The 15,469-nt window shown below is 54.9% G+C and carries 17 protein-coding genes; 7 read left to right on the top strand and 10 right to left on the bottom strand.

All coding sequences use genetic code 11. From position 1 onward, the window contains the following. Positions 1-21 precede the first annotated feature (21 nt). Complete coding sequence (locus tag FLT43_RS26460) at positions 22-1,209, top strand: acetoin utilization protein AcuC (RefSeq protein WP_087442891.1); 1,188 nt, start codon at positions 22-24, stop codon at positions 1,207-1,209. A gap of 76 nt (positions 1,210-1,285) precedes the next feature. On the opposite strand, the gene FLT43_RS26455 is transcribed toward FLT43_RS26460, so the two are convergent. The 4 genes from FLT43_RS26455 to FLT43_RS26440 all read right to left on the bottom strand — a co-directional run bounded on the left by FLT43_RS26455 (position 1,286) and on the right by FLT43_RS26440 (position 4,119). Continuing rightward, positions 1,286-1,996: a 5'-methylthioadenosine/adenosylhomocysteine nucleosidase gene (locus FLT43_RS26455; RefSeq protein ID WP_087443028.1), complete on the bottom strand. Its 711-nt coding sequence runs from the start codon at positions 1,994-1,996 to the stop codon at positions 1,286-1,288. Positions 1,997-2,110: 114 nt separating this feature from the next. Then, a complete protein-coding gene (gene ccpA, locus FLT43_RS26450; protein ID WP_087442890.1) occupies positions 2,111-3,121 on the bottom strand; it encodes a catabolite control protein A in 1,011 nt (336 codons plus the stop codon). A gap of 114 nt (positions 3,122-3,235) precedes the next feature. Then, positions 3,236-3,580: a bacillithiol system redox-active protein YtxJ gene (gene ytxJ, locus FLT43_RS26445; protein ID WP_087442889.1), complete on the bottom strand. Its 345-nt coding sequence runs from the start codon at positions 3,578-3,580 to the stop codon at positions 3,236-3,238. Between the two features lie 65 nt (positions 3,581-3,645). Beyond that, positions 3,646-4,119, bottom strand: coding sequence for a hypothetical protein (locus FLT43_RS26440; RefSeq protein WP_244194221.1), 474 nt, complete (start codon positions 4,117-4,119; stop codon positions 3,646-3,648). Positions 4,120-4,527: 408 nt separating this feature from the next. On the opposite strand from FLT43_RS26440, the gene FLT43_RS26435 reads away from it, so the two are divergent. The 4 genes from FLT43_RS26435 to FLT43_RS30930 all read left to right on the top strand — a co-directional run bounded on the left by FLT43_RS26435 (position 4,528) and on the right by FLT43_RS30930 (position 6,100). Further along, the gene (locus FLT43_RS26435; protein ID WP_087442888.1) at positions 4,528-5,052 is read left to right on the top strand and encodes a type 1 glutamine amidotransferase domain-containing protein; all 525 of its coding nucleotides are present in this window, start codon (positions 4,528-4,530) and stop codon (positions 5,050-5,052) included. Between the two features lie 160 nt (positions 5,053-5,212). Next, positions 5,213-5,428 (top strand): hypothetical protein, encoded by a 216-nt coding sequence (locus FLT43_RS26430; RefSeq protein ID WP_087442887.1) that lies wholly within the window; start codon positions 5,213-5,215, stop codon positions 5,426-5,428. Beyond that, positions 5,400-5,783: a hypothetical protein gene (locus FLT43_RS30325; protein ID WP_244951365.1), complete on the top strand. Its 384-nt coding sequence runs from the start codon at positions 5,400-5,402 to the stop codon at positions 5,781-5,783. The genes FLT43_RS26430 and FLT43_RS30325 overlap by 29 nt, the downstream gene beginning before the upstream one ends. Continuing rightward, positions 5,681-6,100, top strand: coding sequence for a transposase (locus tag FLT43_RS30930; protein WP_373994926.1), 420 nt, complete (start codon positions 5,681-5,683; stop codon positions 6,098-6,100). The genes FLT43_RS30325 and FLT43_RS30930 overlap by 103 nt, the downstream gene beginning before the upstream one ends. A gap of 52 nt (positions 6,101-6,152) precedes the next feature. On the opposite strand, the gene ptsP is transcribed toward FLT43_RS30930, so the two are convergent. From ptsP to aroA, 4 genes are all read right to left on the bottom strand, one after another. Further along, positions 6,153-7,880, bottom strand: coding sequence for a phosphoenolpyruvate--protein phosphotransferase (ptsP, locus tag FLT43_RS26420; protein WP_087442205.1), 1,728 nt, complete (start codon positions 7,878-7,880; stop codon positions 6,153-6,155). Continuing rightward, entirely contained in the window at positions 7,877-9,766 is a 1,890-nt protein-coding gene (locus tag FLT43_RS26415; RefSeq protein WP_087442204.1) for a glucose PTS transporter subunit IIA, read from the bottom strand. The genes ptsP and FLT43_RS26415 overlap by 4 nt, the downstream gene beginning before the upstream one ends. Before the next feature lie 854 nt (positions 9,767-10,620). Next, on the bottom strand, positions 10,621-11,055 hold the full coding sequence (locus tag FLT43_RS26410; protein WP_087442203.1) for a CoA-binding protein: 435 nt from the start codon (positions 11,053-11,055) through the stop codon (positions 10,621-10,623). 40 nt (positions 11,056-11,095) lie between these two features. After that, positions 11,096-12,400, bottom strand: a complete 1,305-nt coding sequence (gene aroA, locus FLT43_RS26405; protein WP_087442202.1) for a 3-phosphoshikimate 1-carboxyvinyltransferase — start codon at positions 12,398-12,400, stop codon at positions 11,096-11,098. 115 nt (positions 12,401-12,515) lie between these two features. Here aroA and FLT43_RS26400 point away from each other — a divergent pair, with 115 nt between their 5' ends. Beyond that, the gene (locus FLT43_RS26400; RefSeq protein WP_087442201.1) at positions 12,516-12,830 is read left to right on the top strand and encodes a rhodanese-like domain-containing protein; all 315 of its coding nucleotides are present in this window, start codon (positions 12,516-12,518) and stop codon (positions 12,828-12,830) included. Here the strand turns inward: FLT43_RS26400 and FLT43_RS26395 are convergent. Beyond that, positions 12,827-13,339, bottom strand: a complete 513-nt coding sequence (locus tag FLT43_RS26395; RefSeq protein WP_087442200.1) for a shikimate kinase — start codon at positions 13,337-13,339, stop codon at positions 12,827-12,829. The genes FLT43_RS26400 and FLT43_RS26395 overlap by 4 nt on opposite strands. 213 nt (positions 13,340-13,552) lie before the next feature. On the opposite strand from FLT43_RS26395, the gene FLT43_RS26390 reads away from it, so the two are divergent. Beyond that, complete coding sequence (locus FLT43_RS26390; RefSeq protein WP_087442199.1) at positions 13,553-13,873, top strand: methyltransferase; 321 nt, start codon at positions 13,553-13,555, stop codon at positions 13,871-13,873. 38 nt (positions 13,874-13,911) lie between these two features. Here FLT43_RS26390 and gndA read toward each other — a convergent pair whose 3' ends face one another. Next, on the bottom strand, positions 13,912-15,324 hold the full coding sequence (gene gndA, locus FLT43_RS26385) for an NADP-dependent phosphogluconate dehydrogenase (protein WP_087442198.1): 1,413 nt from the start codon (positions 15,322-15,324) through the stop codon (positions 13,912-13,914). Between the last annotated feature and the right edge of the window lie 145 nt (positions 15,325-15,469).

The raw sequence follows: 15,469 nt of genomic DNA, 5'->3' as shown, positions 1-15,469 counted from the left end.
AAAGGGAGGGATGGTGCCCGAATGGCCGACACAGCCCTATATTTCATGCATGACGATGCGCTGCGGTACCGGTTCAACGCCGATCACCCATTCGATCAGCGCCGCCTCGTCATGACCAACGATTTATTGACGCGCATCGGCGCCCTCTCCGACGATCTTATCGTTCGACCTGCCACGGCGATGGCGGATTGGGAGGCGTGGATCCGGTACATACACAGAGAGGATTACATCGAGGCCGTGATGCGGTTAAGCGAAGACGATCCTGCGGAGGAATGGGTCGCCCGCTCTGATCAATACGGCCTCCATACCGAAGACACCCCCTACTTCACGGGTATGCACCAGGCGGCTAGCGCGATCGTAGGGGGCTCCGTCGCAGCCTGCGAGGCCGTTATGAGCGGCCGCTCTCTCCACGCCCTGCATCTGGGAGGCGGGCTGCATCATGCCTTCAGCGAGAAAGGGGCCGGCTTCTGCGTATATAACGATGCCTCTGTCGCCATCTCCTGGCTGCGGAGGCACTATGATGCCCGCATTCTCTATATCGATACCGACGTCCATCACGGTGATGGCGTCCAATGGAGCTTCTATACCGACCCGAATGTATTCACCTATTCCATTCACGAGACAGGCAAATTCCTGTTCCCGGGAACCGGCTTCGTGAACGAGCGCGGCGCCGGGGAAGGATTCGGCGCTTGCGTGAATGTGCCTTTGGAACCGTATACAGAGGATGAATCGTGGCTGCAATGCTTCGAGGAGACGATCGGCCAGGTCGCGCGAAGCTTCCGCCCGGACATCATCATCAGCCAGCACGGCTGCGACGCGCATGCCTTCGATCCACTGTCTCACATGCATTGCAGTATGCGTATTTATGCGGAGATGCCAAAAATGATCCACCGGCTCGCACATGCGAGCTGCGAAGGAAGATGGGTGGCTCTCGGCGGTGGCGGCTATGACATCTGGAGAGTCGTGCCGCGCGCCTGGAGCATGCTCTGGCTGGAGATGTGCGAGCATCCGATGAAGGACGAGCTGGTGCGTCAGCCGCTGACACGACTGCCAGAGGCCTGGATTATGCGCTGGTCTGACGAGGCTCCGGTGCCGCTGCCGTCCACTTGGCTCGATGACGTGGCGCGATGGGCTCCGATGCCAAGGAGGTCCATTATCGAAGCGAAGAACGAGCAAGTGAAGGAGCTAGCGCTGGAGTATGTAAGATGAAGAGCAAGCCGCGGCGCGAGTTCGGATGGGAACGCGCCGCCTTCCCGTCCAGAACATCGCCGCGGACATGACATGATTAGGCGGATTGGCTGACCATCCGCTCGATGATTTGATACGAGTGCAGCGCGGCTTCGACCGTGAATTCCGCGAAATTGACATGGGCCGATCCGTCCGCTTTGTCCGACATCGACCGGATAATGACGAACGGGATTGCATGGATATGGCATACTTGCGCTACCGCCGCGCCCTCCATTTCCGTGCATGCCGAGCCCGGGAATGTCTCGAAGAGCGCCTTAACCTTGTCGCGGCTGGCGATGAATTGATCCCCGGACAGCACCCCGCCCTTGAGATAGCGTCCCGGGAACAGCTCGGCGCACACCTGCTCGGCCAATTGAATCAGGGCGCCGTCCGCCTCGAACCGGGATGTCTGCTGGAAGGGAATGACCCCGGGCTCGAAGCCAAGAGCGGTCACATCCATATCATGATGCATGCAGTACGTCGAGATGACGATATCGCCAATGTTCAGCTCCGGGTGGATCGCGCCGGCTACTCCGGTGAAGAGCACCTGCTTGGCCCCGAAGCGATCAATCAGCACTTGCGTCGTGACGGCGGCATTGACTTTGCCGACGCCCGATTTGCATATGACGACATAACGCCCGGCCAGCTGCCCCCTATAGAAAGTCATTCCCGTTACTTTCACTTCCTCAACTTCCTGTGCAGCCTGTAACAGGCGCTCAATCTCTTCGTCCATCGCGCCAATAATTCCGATTACGGACTCGCTTGCCATATCGCCTTCCCCCTTCATTCCTTCTTGATCGAATGTCTTACCGTTGCAGCTGACTTGACACACAAAAAGCCCCAATAATAGGGGCTCTTCATATGCCGCCGGCATGCTGCGGCCTTATTCATTCACCTGGCTGACCGACAAGCGAAGAATCGTCTCGTGCGGCAGAACGACCTGTGAATTCTCCACGTTCTCCTTCTTCATCAGCTTCGTCAACAAGCGCATCGCCACCGCGCCGATATCATACATCGGCTGGGCTACGGTCGTCAGCTGAGGACGAACCATCGAGGCCATACGGATATTGTCAACGCTGATGACCGAGAAGTCGTCAGGCACCTTCAACCCGGCGTCCTGAATGCAATGAATCGCTCCAATCGCCATTTCGTCGGTTGCCGCAAAAATTGCCGTCGGCCGCTTCTTCAGACCGAGGAAATATTTCATGGCTTCCACGCCGGATTCATACCGGTAGTTCCCGATACGGACCAGGTCTTCCTTGTATTCAATGCCTGCGCCCTCCAAAGCCTTCTTATAGCCCTGGAAACGCGCGAATCCGTTGGCCGGATCCTGAAGCGTTCCACTAATCATCGCAATATCGCGGTGACCGTGGCGAATAAGGGTGTTGACCGCATCGAATGCGGCCCCTTCATGATCAATGTCTACCGAAGGAATAGAGGCATGCTCGTCCGTCGTCGCGCACAGCACGATCGGAACGGATGCAGTACGGAATGCCTGGATATGATCCTCCGTTACGACACCGCCCATGAATACGAGCCCGTCCACTTGCTTCTCCAGCAGCGTATTGATGACGCGAATTTCCTTCTCTTTCTTCTTGTCTGCGTTGCACAAAATGATATTGTAATGGTACATGTTCGCAATATCTTCAATTCCTCGTGCGACCTCAGCAAAAATAGAATTGGAAATATCGGGAATGACGACCCCAACGGTTGTCGTCTTTTTGCTCGCAAGTCCGCGTGCGACAGCATTCGGGCGATAACCTAAACGCTCAATCGCTTCATAAACCTTTTTTCGCGTTTGCGGCTTCACGTTCGGATTGTTGTTCACAACCCGGGAAACGGTGGCCATCGAGACGCCCGCTTCTCTCGCTACATCATAAATAGTTACCGTCACGAATCTTCTCTCCAATTACCGAAAATTTGTTACGACCCTTTTATTACATTTCATAATACGATATTTTCAGAAAATTCGCAATGTTACAACTGCAATCGTCTGAAAATGCGTCATTTAGCGGGAGGAGGACGTCAATTCCAAGCTTACATTGTCAAAAGTTATCTCATGATGGGAGTCATGCCAGACGACCTGACCCTCTTTCATCACGATGACTTGAGGCGATTCGTGCCGGATGCCCAGCTTGTCCGCGCAAGCGAGCGACACATCGCGGTGCTCGACAACAAGAATTTGTCCCATTGCTATCCCCCGTGGCTCGAATTCCTCCGCCACCTTGGCCATCTCTCCGTTCGCCCGGGCGCTAATCGGACAGCGTGTGCTGTGCTTGAATAAGACGGCGGTCTGCTCTTGGGTTGAATCTATCCATTCCTGCAGCGCTTGTTCCGTATCTATCGATCTCAATCGGGAGTCCCCCTTGTTCCCCGCCGGAATCTTGTTCCGAGGGAGTGCAGTAGGCAAAGAGCCTCTTAACTTATTTTAACCCGATCCGGATAGAAACTAAAACCGGAAATCTGTTTTAAGCGATCTTGCAGCTCTGACACCCATTCTTCGTCCTTCAGCGTCTTCGCCAGCAGGTACATATCCAGAAGCTTGTTAATCCGCTCGTTCATCTCTTTCTCTGCGTACGGAAGCAGATCTCCGGGCCCGAACAGGTCCGCGCATTCGGCCAGCACGCTGGCCGCCTCGTTCATCTCCTCGAAAAAATAGTGCTGCGGCACGGAATCGCCCTCCTCGTCCATGCTGAATAACGCCTTGCTCTGTCCCGCCTTGCGGCAGCGAATCATATCCGTTATCTCCTGCTTGATGGCCGGGTACAGCTCCGAGCGTTCACAATACGGGCACGTCAACACAGGCACATGGTGAATGTGTATTGTCCGGTCGTGGATAACGGTGCGCAAAGCAAGCAGCATCTCATGGCCACAATTACATTGTTTGTTCATACAACCACCCCTACATCACAATTTCTCTCTGTCTGCTCCTACGCCGGATCTAGTGCCATATCGCAAGGAATACGCTCCGATATGTATCTTTGGACTCTGTCCGCCCTCGCGGTTCCGTCCGGGCGCTTCGACCCTCCCCCTGCTGCCCAGCTAGCGATAGCAGGCTGCTGCCGGAGGGCCGATATCATTTGACAGCTTCATCCGACTGACGTTATGGTAATGAATAGATAAGGAACAGTTCCATCCCCGGAACCAATCTCCCTGTTAAAATCGTAGGCCATTCCGCTCCAAGACTCAATAGGCTTCATTATGGAAATAGAGCCGTTAAGATGCAATAAGGGCCGGATCGCGTTCGATTGCGCAGGAGGTTTGTTCTTCGATACAACGTACGAAGGAGTTGAGAGATTTATGCGTTTAACCGGCAAGCGCGTCATCGCGCTCGTTGATGAGGAATTCGAGGATTTGGAATTATGGTATCCGGTTCACCGCGTCCGCGAGGAGGGGGCAGAGGTGCATCTGGTTGGCGATAAGGCCGGCAAAACGTACATCGGGAAGTATGGCGTTCCCGCAACGTCCGACTATGCTTTCGAGGATATCGATGCCAGCGTGTACGACGGAGTTCTCGTTCCAGGAGGCTGGGCTCCCGATAAGCTCCGCCGCTATGAGGGCGTGCTCTCCATTATTCGCGGCATGGACAAGGCGGGCAAGCCGATAGGCCAGATCTGCCATGCAGGCTGGGTGCTCATCTCCGCCAAGATTCTGCAGGGCCGGACCGTGACATCGACGCCGGGCATCCGGGACGATATGGAGAACGCGGGCGCAACGTGGCTCGACCAGGAGGTCGTCGTCGACGGCCATCTCGTATCGGCCCGCAGGCCGCCCGATCTTCCCGCCTACGGGAAGGCATTTTGCGACAAGCTGGCAGAAGGCTGATCAAGCGCATGAAAAGCAGACAGGGGGCTGTCCAGAAAGTCAGTGAAAACTGACTTCTGGACGCCCCGTTTTAGTTGAATATGAAAAATGTACACAAAAAACCGTCTTTTCCTGTAAAATGAAAGTTACCACACAATCATTCAAAAAAGGACGGTTTTTTATGCGTAATCTGACGACTACTACTGAACAGTATACCATGCAATTGACACTTCCTCTAGGGGATGTGGAAGAAAAAACGGTTTCCAAACGAAAACTTGCTCCCACCTTTAAAGCCTACGATAACAAGCAGATGCACATGATTTTGGATCTGGGGGCACTTATCCCCGACCATCATGTGGCCCGCTACTTTGCCGATGCCCAAAACGGTGATTGCTGATGCAGGCTATGGCAGCGAGGAAAATTACTTGTATGTAGTGGGGGAAGAAAAACAGCCACACTTTGATTTTCTCATTCCTTACGGCAGTTATATGAAAGAGAAAACGCGTCGCTACAAGAAGGACATCCGGCATGCCTCCAACTGGACGTATGAAGAGCACGATGACCGATTTATTTGCCCGAATGGCCAGTACGTTCGCTTTAAGAAATACCAAACGAAGAAAAACGCGTCTGGCCTGGAGCAAAGCTTCAAATTTATGAATGTGAAGATTGCAGTGATTGTCCACTCAAGGCAAGCTGCACCAAGGCCAAGGGGAACCGCCAGGTACACTGGAATACGATCTGGGAAGAATTAAAAGCAAAGGCCAAAAAAGCCCTTGAGGATGACGAGAGATCCGTGATCTATGCTCGGCGTAAAGTCGAGGTAGAAAGCGTATTTGGTCACATCAAGGGCAATCGCTCGTTCCGTCGGTTCTCCTTGCGAGGGATGGAGAAGGTGCACACCGAATTTGGGATTGTGGCTTTGGCCCACAATCTACTGAAGGTGGCGGGCATCCGCCTCGTTACGTTCCTGCAAAAGCGAAAGAACAAAAAAAGTTGGACGGAAAACCTTACGTTTTCTCGCCCAACTTTTTATTTTAGGGACTTATTAGACAGCCCCCTTTTGTGTTAGGTGTAACGCCGCTCTTCCCTGAAGGAGGACGACTGGCGTCAATGCATAGATGTCAGGACGTAAAATGCCGTTCGACCAATTCATCGATCTCGGCCTTGGAGCGGGCCGCGAAAATACGTTCGGCCAACTGCTCGCTCCCGGTTCGGGTCGCGCGGTGAATAGCCGCCTTCACCCGCGGAATGAAGCGCGAGGACATGCTCAGCTTCGTGACGCCCATTGCAATCCAGAGCGGAACGGCCCGCGTGTCGCCTGCCATCTCGCCGCAGACGCTGATGCCGATGCCGCGGGCCTGGGCTGCCTCGATCGTATGACGGATAAGCCGCAGCACCGCGGGATGGAACGGATCATACATATGCGCAATCTGCTCGTTCATCCGGTCGACGGCTAGAGTATACTGCACCAGATCGTTCGTGCCGATGCTGAAGAAGTCGACCTCTTCCGCGAGGCGATCGGCGATCAGGGCCGCAGCCGGCACCTCCACCATTATGCCTACAGGCAGCTTCTCATCAAATGGCAGCCCTTCATCCCGCAGCTCTGCCTTCGCCTCTTCCAGCACCGCCTTGGCCGCGATGATCTCCTCCACGGACGAGATCATCGGGATCATAATCGCGACCGGCCCGTGCGCGCTCGCGCGGAGAATGGCGCGGAGCTGAGACTTGAACAGTTCCTGCTGATCGAGGCAAATGCGAATCGCCCGGTAGCCGAGGAACGGATTATCCTCTTCCGGAAGATTCAAGTATTCCATCGGCTTGTCGCCGCCGATATCGAGCGTGCGGATAATGACCTGCGAGTCTTTGTAATGCTCGGCTGCATCCCGGTAGACCGTCAATTGCTCCGCTTCGGACGGCGGGTAGGAACGATCCATATACATGAATTCGGTCCGGAACAGCCCGACGCCCTCCGCCCCGTTCTGATCTGCAATCTCCAGCTCGCGCGTGGAGCTTATGTTGGCCGACAAGCTGATCGTCAGGCCATCTTGAGTGACGGCAGGAAGCTTGACCAGCTTCATCAGCTCGTCCATCTCCCGTGCATACGCTTCGTGCCGGGCTACGTACTGCTTCACGACCTGCTCCGGCGGCTCGATATAGACCATGCCGTGCTCCCCGTCCACGATGACCAGATCGCCGGTCTGGACAGGTCTTGTGATTTTCCCCTCCAGTCCGAGAACGAGCGGAATGCCGAGCGCCCGAGCCATAATCGCCGAATGGGACGTCTTCCCCCCCATCAGCATGACGATGCCGAGCACATTTTTCGGATTCAAATGGACAAGCTGTGACGGCGATAGCTCCTTCGCGACCAGAATATATGGCTGCGTATCGGTCGGCAGCGTAATCTCCGGCGCGCCCAGCAAATGCTTGAGCAGACGGTTGCCGACATCCTTAATATCCAGGGCCCGTTCCTTCATATACTCATCGTCCAGCAAGTCGAACATCGTGACGAAGTGATCGATAGCCTCCTTCACCGCCACTTCCGCCGCCTTATACTGCCGCTGGATAATGCCTTGAATCTCATTCATAAAAATCGGATCGTCCAATATGGCCAGATGCGCGTCAAATATCGAGGACTCTTCATTCCCGACCATTTCGCGAATCTCGCTCTTAATGAACTCGATCTCATCCTTCGACGAACGGATGCCTTCGTACAACCGCTCGAATTCGCGGGCCAGATCGGACGGATCCATCTTCTCCTCCGGCACGTCCCATTCCCATGTAGGAAGCACGAACGCCTTGCCGATGGCGATTCCGCTGGAAGCCCCGATTCCCTGCACCTTCTGCGTCATCGTCTGCCACCTCCGTTAGCATGCTCCTTCAGGACGACCGACATGACGGAAGTCTGTCCCCGCTTAACCGCCGCGAACGGCGCGAAGCTCCAGGAAGCGACCGCATCCGAATTCGTAATGACCATCGGAGTGGCCAGCGATGCGCAGCGCTTTTTCACTTCATTGTAGTCGAATTTAATCATAAGCTGTCCTGGTCTCACTTCATCACCTTCCTGTACAACTGCCTGAAAACCGGCGCCATTCAACGATGACGTCTCGATTCCGATGTGAAGGAGGACTTCCAACCCTTCCGGCGTCTCGATGCCTAGCGCGTGCATAGTAGGGTAGACATGGCGCACTCGGCCATGTACGGGCGAGACGAGCTCGCCTTTGTCAGGCAAGAATGCGACTCCTTGTCCGACAAGCTTTTGTGCGAAAATGCGGTCCGGCACCTCTTCAATCGGGATCATTTTCCCTTGCACCGGAGCGACAAACCAGACTTGCTTCGAGTTGCGCTGCAGCCGCTTGACCATCTCATCCTTGATCAGCTCCGAGTAGGTGCCGAAGACGACCTGCAAATGCCCCCCGCCCAGACGAATGACGCCCGCGGCTCCAAGCTTGCGAAGCGTATGACGATCGACCAGCTTGTCATTGTTGACGCGAAGCCTCAGCCGGGTAATGCAGGCCTGAATGTCGGCAATATTATCCTTGCCGCCGAGCGCCTGTATAATGAGCGGCACCCGATGCAGAAGATCGCTCGCCATATCGTCGAGCAATGATCCTTCCACCCGGCCAGGGGTCGGGATCTGGAACTTCTGGATAGCGAAGCGGAATACGACATAGTAGATGAGCGCGAACGCGATGCCGATAGGGATAATCCACAGCGCTCCCTTCGACTGGTGGAAATTGACGATATAGTCTATCGCTCCAGCCGAGAACGAGAAGCCGTGCCGAACGCCAAGTTCGGCCGTAATCCACATCGCGGCCCCGCTCAACAGCGCATGGACAATGAACAGGTACGGCGCCGCGAACAGGAACGCGAACTCAATCGGCTCGGTAATTCCCGTCAGCAGCGAGACCAAGGCCGCCGTCATGTACGTCTTGCGCACTTTGGGACGAAGGTCCTCCCGCGATTCATGCACAATGGCCAGCGCCACGGCCGGCAGCGCGAACATCATAATCGGATACAGCCCGGCCATGAATACGCCCGCCGCCGGATCTCCTGCAAAAAAGCGCGGCAAATCGCCGCTGTACGTCATTCCTTCGGCATCGGTAAATGTACCTACCTGGAACCAGTACAGGTTATTCAGGAGATGATGCAGCCCAAAAGCGACCAGCACCCGATGCAGAACGCCGTACAAAAAGACGCCGAATCCGCCCATGGCCAATATTTCCTGCCCCAAAAACTGTATGCCCTGCTGCATGAAGGGAGCCAGCATAATCATCACCCAGGAAAGAGCGATCGAGCACAGGGTCGTAAGGAGCACCGCAAATCGCTGGCCTCCAAAAAATTGCAAATATTCGGGAAAACGCACATCCTTGAAGCGTTGATGAACGAGTCCCGCCAATATCCCGAAGATGATGCCGTTCAATACGGTCGGCTCGAAAGCCGATCCGCTCCATTGATTCAGCAGCTGGCGGAAAATAAAGATGCCGAGCAGCGCCGACAAAGCGGCGACTCCAGCATTATTCGCCAAGCCAAGCGCAACCCCGACCGCGAAAATGTAGGGGAGCACATAAAAAATCGTCCGGCCTGTCAGCTCGAACAGGGCGGCCGTATCCTGCAAGCCCGCACCCGCCAGAAGATGGCCGAACGCCAGCGCCAGCGCCGCTGCCGGCAGCGCGATAAGCGGCTGCATGAGCGCTCGCGATAACTGCTGAAGAATCCCTAACTGATTCAAGGACATCCTCTCCTTCTACCAAGAATGGTAAGGGCTTCGCGGAGCTTTGTCAAAATAAAATAAAGTACGTGCTCAAAAAGGACGTTTTTCGGCACGGGAAGGCTGCATGAATTCAGGCTGTTGAGAAAGTCCAAAGGATTTTGTAGAACTTCATTTTTTGTGTGGTGGATCTCGTCTCTCCGTAGAAAAAATCGATTTAAAACGCTATGGGTGCCAAGTTTTGAGTAGGAAAGTGGACAATCTCCACCCCTTCGTAAAAAACAGGGGTTTTCCAACGGCCTCAAAACTGCACCATTTCCCTAGACACGTCTATCCCGTAGGCGAAATCCGGAAAACTGCACGATTTCTCCAGACACGCCAATTCGGTAAGCGAAATCTGCAAAACTGCACGATTTCTACACCTATTCGATAAGCGAAATCCTGCGCAAATACAGCAATTCGATATGAACGCCTTTACCAGAAAGGGAATGCTGCAAATCTGCAGGAATTTCACCCGTTTCGCTTCGGCTTAAAGCAAAAGGGCCTAAAAAGATGTAGATTTGCAGCAATTCCTCGGGATGTAGACTTATTGAGCCGAAATTCCTGTAAAATAGCAGCAAATTACCTCCACACGTTCAATCCCCGGGAGGCAACGATGCCTCCAAAAGGCGATGATGCTTCCTGAAGGCGATGATGCCCCTAGGATCCGACGAGGTCTTCCTGGAACCCGTAAAATCAGGCCGTTGAGAAGTCTATGGGAATTTTCCACCAGCCTGAAGAATTCGAAGCATCTGCTTTTTGAACAGCCTCAATAAAGGCGGAAGCCGGGAGTTCTCGTTCGTCATGAGACGAGATCCCCCGGCGCGCTGCTCCGGAATCTGCTATGATTCGATCTTCCCATGCGGGAGCAGAATCGAATCCAGCACTTTGATGCACAAGTCCATGACGCAGAACATGCCGCTGTCCGCAGCGATACGGGCCGCTTCTTCATTGACAATCCCCTGCTGCAGCCATATGGCCTTCGCCTTGACCTCCGCCGCCTCTCGCGCCACATCCGCGCAATATTCGCTGCGGCGGAATACGTTCACGATATCGATCGGAACCGGTACGTCCTTCAGAGAGGGATAGCAAGCCTCGCCAAGAATCTGTTCCGCCTTCGGGTTAACGGGAATAATGCGATAGCCTTTCTTCTGCATCGCTTCCGCGACCATATAAGATACTCGCGTCGGGTCATCGGACAAGCCGACAACAGCTATTGTGCTGCTCTCGTTCAGCAGCTTGCGGATTTCTTCCTGGGGCGGGTGCTCATAGCTCATTTGCATTCACTCCTTCCAATGTCATCACCTTGTAAATAGGTTATGCTTCCACCCATTCCACCTGCGCGCCCAACGCTTGCAAATGGTCAAAATATTGAGGGTACGATTTGGCGACATGATGGGCATCGCGAATACGAATCGGCTGCTGCGCACGCAGCCCGACCACCGTAAGCGCCATAATGACCCGGTGATCGTAATGCGCGTTGATCTCGACTCCGCCGGCTACGCCTTGCGGCTTCCCGTGCACGATAATCTCCGCCTGCCGCTCCTCCACATCCGCGCCGGCCTTTCGCAGCTCGGCCACATAATCGGTGATGCGGTCGCATTCCTTGTACCGCAAGTTCTCTACATTGTAGAAGCGCGAAGTTCCATCGGCGAAGACGGCCGCCGCCACCATCGCGAGCACGGCATCGGTCGCCGCGTCTCCGTCGAACTCCACTGCCTTCAGCGGAGCGCCTCCTTGGATGCGAACCGTCGAGTCCGTATGCTCCAGCGGCACGTCCATCATGCGCAGCACGTCAACAATCGCGCGTTCTCCCTGCTTGCTGTCCTCGGTCAAGCCTTTGACGACGATGTCGGAAGGAACGACGGCCGCCGCCGCCAGAACCGCGGCCGAGCCTGGATAATCCCCTTGCACGACATAAGTCTTCGCTTCATAGCTTTGGTTGCCCGGCACCCGGAAATACATCAGATCTTCGCGAGCTTCAATGCGAATGCCGGCCTGAGCCAGCACTTCCAGTGTCTGGCCGACGACAACCTTGGACTTGAGATCGTCCACGACCTCGATGACACTGTCCTCGCCCAAAAGCGGAGTGAGAAAGAGCAAGGCGCTAAGGAACTGGGAGCTGACGCTTCCCGATACGCGGATATGTCCGCCCTTCGGCTCGCCACCCCGAATCGTGATCGGCAGCTTGCCTTCCCGATGCGACACTTCCACCCCCATCTGCGTGAGCGCCGCAATCAGATCGTCATGCGGCCGCTTCCCTAGCGAGTCCGGATAGGCATTGATGAAGTTCACCTCCGGCAGGAGCGCGGCAACGGCCATCAAAAACCGCAGCACCGCTCCCGCATTGCCCACATTCAGTTCACGTTCCAGATTCGCCAACTGCGGACGGCGTCCGAAGCCCGTAATGACCAGCTTCTCGTCGTCCTCCTCCAGCACCGCGCCAAGATCGCGCAGACAGCGGCGCATGGCATCGCTATCTTCACTGTGGGCCGGATAGTAAATCGTGCTCGTCCCTTGCGCCAATCCGGCGGCAAGCAAATACCGGGTCGTGTAATTTTTGGATGACAATGCCTGAATTTCACCTTGCAGCCGGGATGTCGGCCTTACGATAACGTCCATGCGCTTCCACTCCTTTAAATTTAAACGTATAATATTGAATATATTCACTGAGCGCAGGCTTCTTATAGCCAAGACGACTCAATCATTCCCATTGAGAAAGGATGCTTGTTCCCGAATGACACCCATCAAGACGATCGGAGCCGCAGAGCTGAGGAACCGGCTGCACCGCGGCGAAGTGTTAAACATGATCGATGTGCGCGAGGATGAGGAAGTTGCCCTAGGCATGATTCCCGGCGCCAAGCATATTCCGATGAACGAGATTCCGGAACGGCTTCAAGAGATCGATCAGGCAGAAGAGACCATCTTCATCTGCCGCAGCGGCTACCGCAGCGAGCGCGTATGCGAATATTTGCAGCACCTTGGCAGGGACAATGCCGTGAACCTGGAAGGCGGCATGCTCTCCTGGGCCGAACTGGAGTCCGAGGACTAATTCCGTTCCATATGGGCGAGGATTCGGGCGCACAATTGTTCCACGGATTCGCTGTCCGTCGGCACGCATAGATGAGCGAAGTCGTACAGCCCGCGGCGCTCCGCCATCAAGCGGCGAACCCGCTCCTCCACATCGCCCTGCAGCAGCGGACGGTTCCGGTCCTGGCGGACCCGCTCCACGATCGTCGCCTCCTCTGCTGTCAGATGAACCACAGTCGCCTGCTCCTTCATGCGCTTCCGGTTCTCTTCCTTCAAGACGGCCCCGCCCCCGGTTGCGATAATCTTAGGAGCTTCTTCTTCCAGCAGCAGAGAGAGAATGCGTCCCTCCTGTTCCCGGAAATAAGCCTCCCCCCGCTCCGCGAAAATATCGGGAATCGACTGTCCTGTCCGGCTGACAATTTCCTCGTCCAAATCGCAGAAGCGAAGCTTCAACTGCTCGGCCAACCGTGCACCGACGGTTGATTTGCCTGTTCCCATAAATCCGATAAGTACAATCGATCGATTGCTCATGCTGCTATCCCCCGTCCTGCTGGCGTAAACTTCCCATATGATAGCATACGTGTCTTCCGTTCGACAATGGCGCCATGTATAAAATCACCGCCTTCGACATAAAGATGATGATTATAAGAATGTTGTGCGCCTTGAGCCGGTGCAATGCAGCTTGCCTACTAGAAAGGTACAAGCATCATCGGCAATCGATGAGGCCCCTAGGAGTGAATCGGCATGTCCACCTTGCCCTCCCCGGATTCCCATTCCGCACAGCGCAGCGTATCCGCCCGTATGGCCCGAATTATGGACACGCAACATCCGCTGTGCAGAGAAGACATCGTGTGGGTATTGAATTTCGTCAAAAGCAAGCTTACCGAGAAGGACGAAGCATGGGCCCGTCTCGGTCCGGAACGGATTCTGCAAAACTTCCGCTATTTCGCTGAAATTTCGCTGCTTCTCATTCGCGGTGTAAGCTTCAGCGAGAAATCGGAACATATTCGCCAATATTTGTCCGAAGCAACATACGGGCTTCTGGACCAGGACGGCAATCTGTAAATAACGCCGGGCCCGCTTGGGCCCGGCGTTATGATGCCTTATTCGGACAACCAGTTATAATGGAAGGTGCCTTCCTTATCGACGCGCTTGAACGTATGGGCGCCGAAGTAATCGCGCTGGGCTTGAAGCAGATTCGCAGGCAGCCGCTCTGTGCGGTAGCTGTCGAAGTAAGCGAGCGCGCTCGCGAAGCCCGGCACCGGCACGCCGTAAGCGACTGCCGCGGCAACCACTTGGCGCCAAGCATCCTGATAGCTTTCCACAATATTTTTGAAATACGGATCAAGCAGCAGATTTTTCAGCTCTGGATCCCGGTCATACGCTTCCTTGATGTTATGCAGGAAGCGGGAGCGGATAATGCAGCCGCCGCGGAAGATCATCGCGATATCACCGTAGCGCAGATTCCAGCCGAATTCGTCGGAAGCGGCACGCATTTGGGCGAAGCCCTGTGCATACGATACGATCTTGCTCGTATAGAGCGCCTTGCGCACATTTTCGATAAATTCGGCCTTGTCGCCTGTGAACGGCTTGGAAGCCGGACCTTGCAGTACCTTGCTCGCGGCGACGCGCTCTTCCTTCAAGGCGGACAAGAAGCGGGAAAATACCGATTCCGTAATCATCGACAGCGGCACGCCAAGATCGAGCGCGCTTTGGCTTGTCCATTTGCCCGTGCCCTTTTGCCCGGCAGAGTCAAGAATGACGTCCACCATCGGCTTGCCCGTCTCTTCGTCATACTTCGAGAAGATATCGGCCGTAATCTCAATCAGGTAGCTGTCAAGCTCCCCATTGTTCCATTCCGTGAAGATCGAATGAAGCTCCTTCGTCTCGACGCCAAGCACTGTCGTCAACAGATGATACGCTTCGCAGATCAGCTGCATGTCGCCATACTCGATGCCGTTGTGAACCATCTTGACATAGTGGCCCGCTCCGTCCGGACCGATATAGGTGCAGCAAGGATCTCCGTTGACTTTGGCCGAAATGGAGGTCAGAATCGGCTCAACGAGCTTGTAAGCACTCTCCTGGCCGCCCGGCATAATCGCAGGTCCCTTCAGCGCTCCTTCTTCCCCGCCGGATACGCCCGCTCCGATGAAGCGGAAGCCTTTTTCTTCCAAATATTTGCTGCGGCGCTGAGTGTCCGGGAAGTGGGCATTCCCGCCGTCAATAATAATATCTCCTTGATCCAGATGAGGCAGAAGCTGTTCGATGGTCGCATCGGTAGCTTGTCCCGCTTGAACCATAATCAAAATCTTGCGCGGCACAGCCAGGGAATTCACGAATTCTTCAATGGTATATGTACCCGTCAACTGCTTGCCTGCCGCCTCTTGCAGAAGCGCATCCGTCTTCTCGCGCGAACGGTTGTAGACTGATACGGCGAACCCGCGGCTTTCGATATTAAGCGCCAGATTTTTGCCCATTACGGCAAGGCCGATGACACCAATTTGATTCTTCGTCATATGGTCCTTCCACCCTTTATCTATAATTTGATATAGCGTAACATTACGCCTATTGTACCGCACAGCAATACACCCTGCAACATTCCGCCCCATATAAATCTTACGGAAGGAGGGTGTATATGGAGTATTGGGTTTCCGGCCGCCG

The organism is Paenibacillus thiaminolyticus, from assembly GCF_007066085.1.
GTDB classification, from domain to species: Bacteria; Bacillota; Bacilli; order Paenibacillales; family Paenibacillaceae; genus Paenibacillus_B; species Paenibacillus_B thiaminolyticus.
The sequence above is the reverse complement of the archived record's forward strand: the minus strand, read 5'-3'. Positions and strand labels throughout refer to the sequence as shown.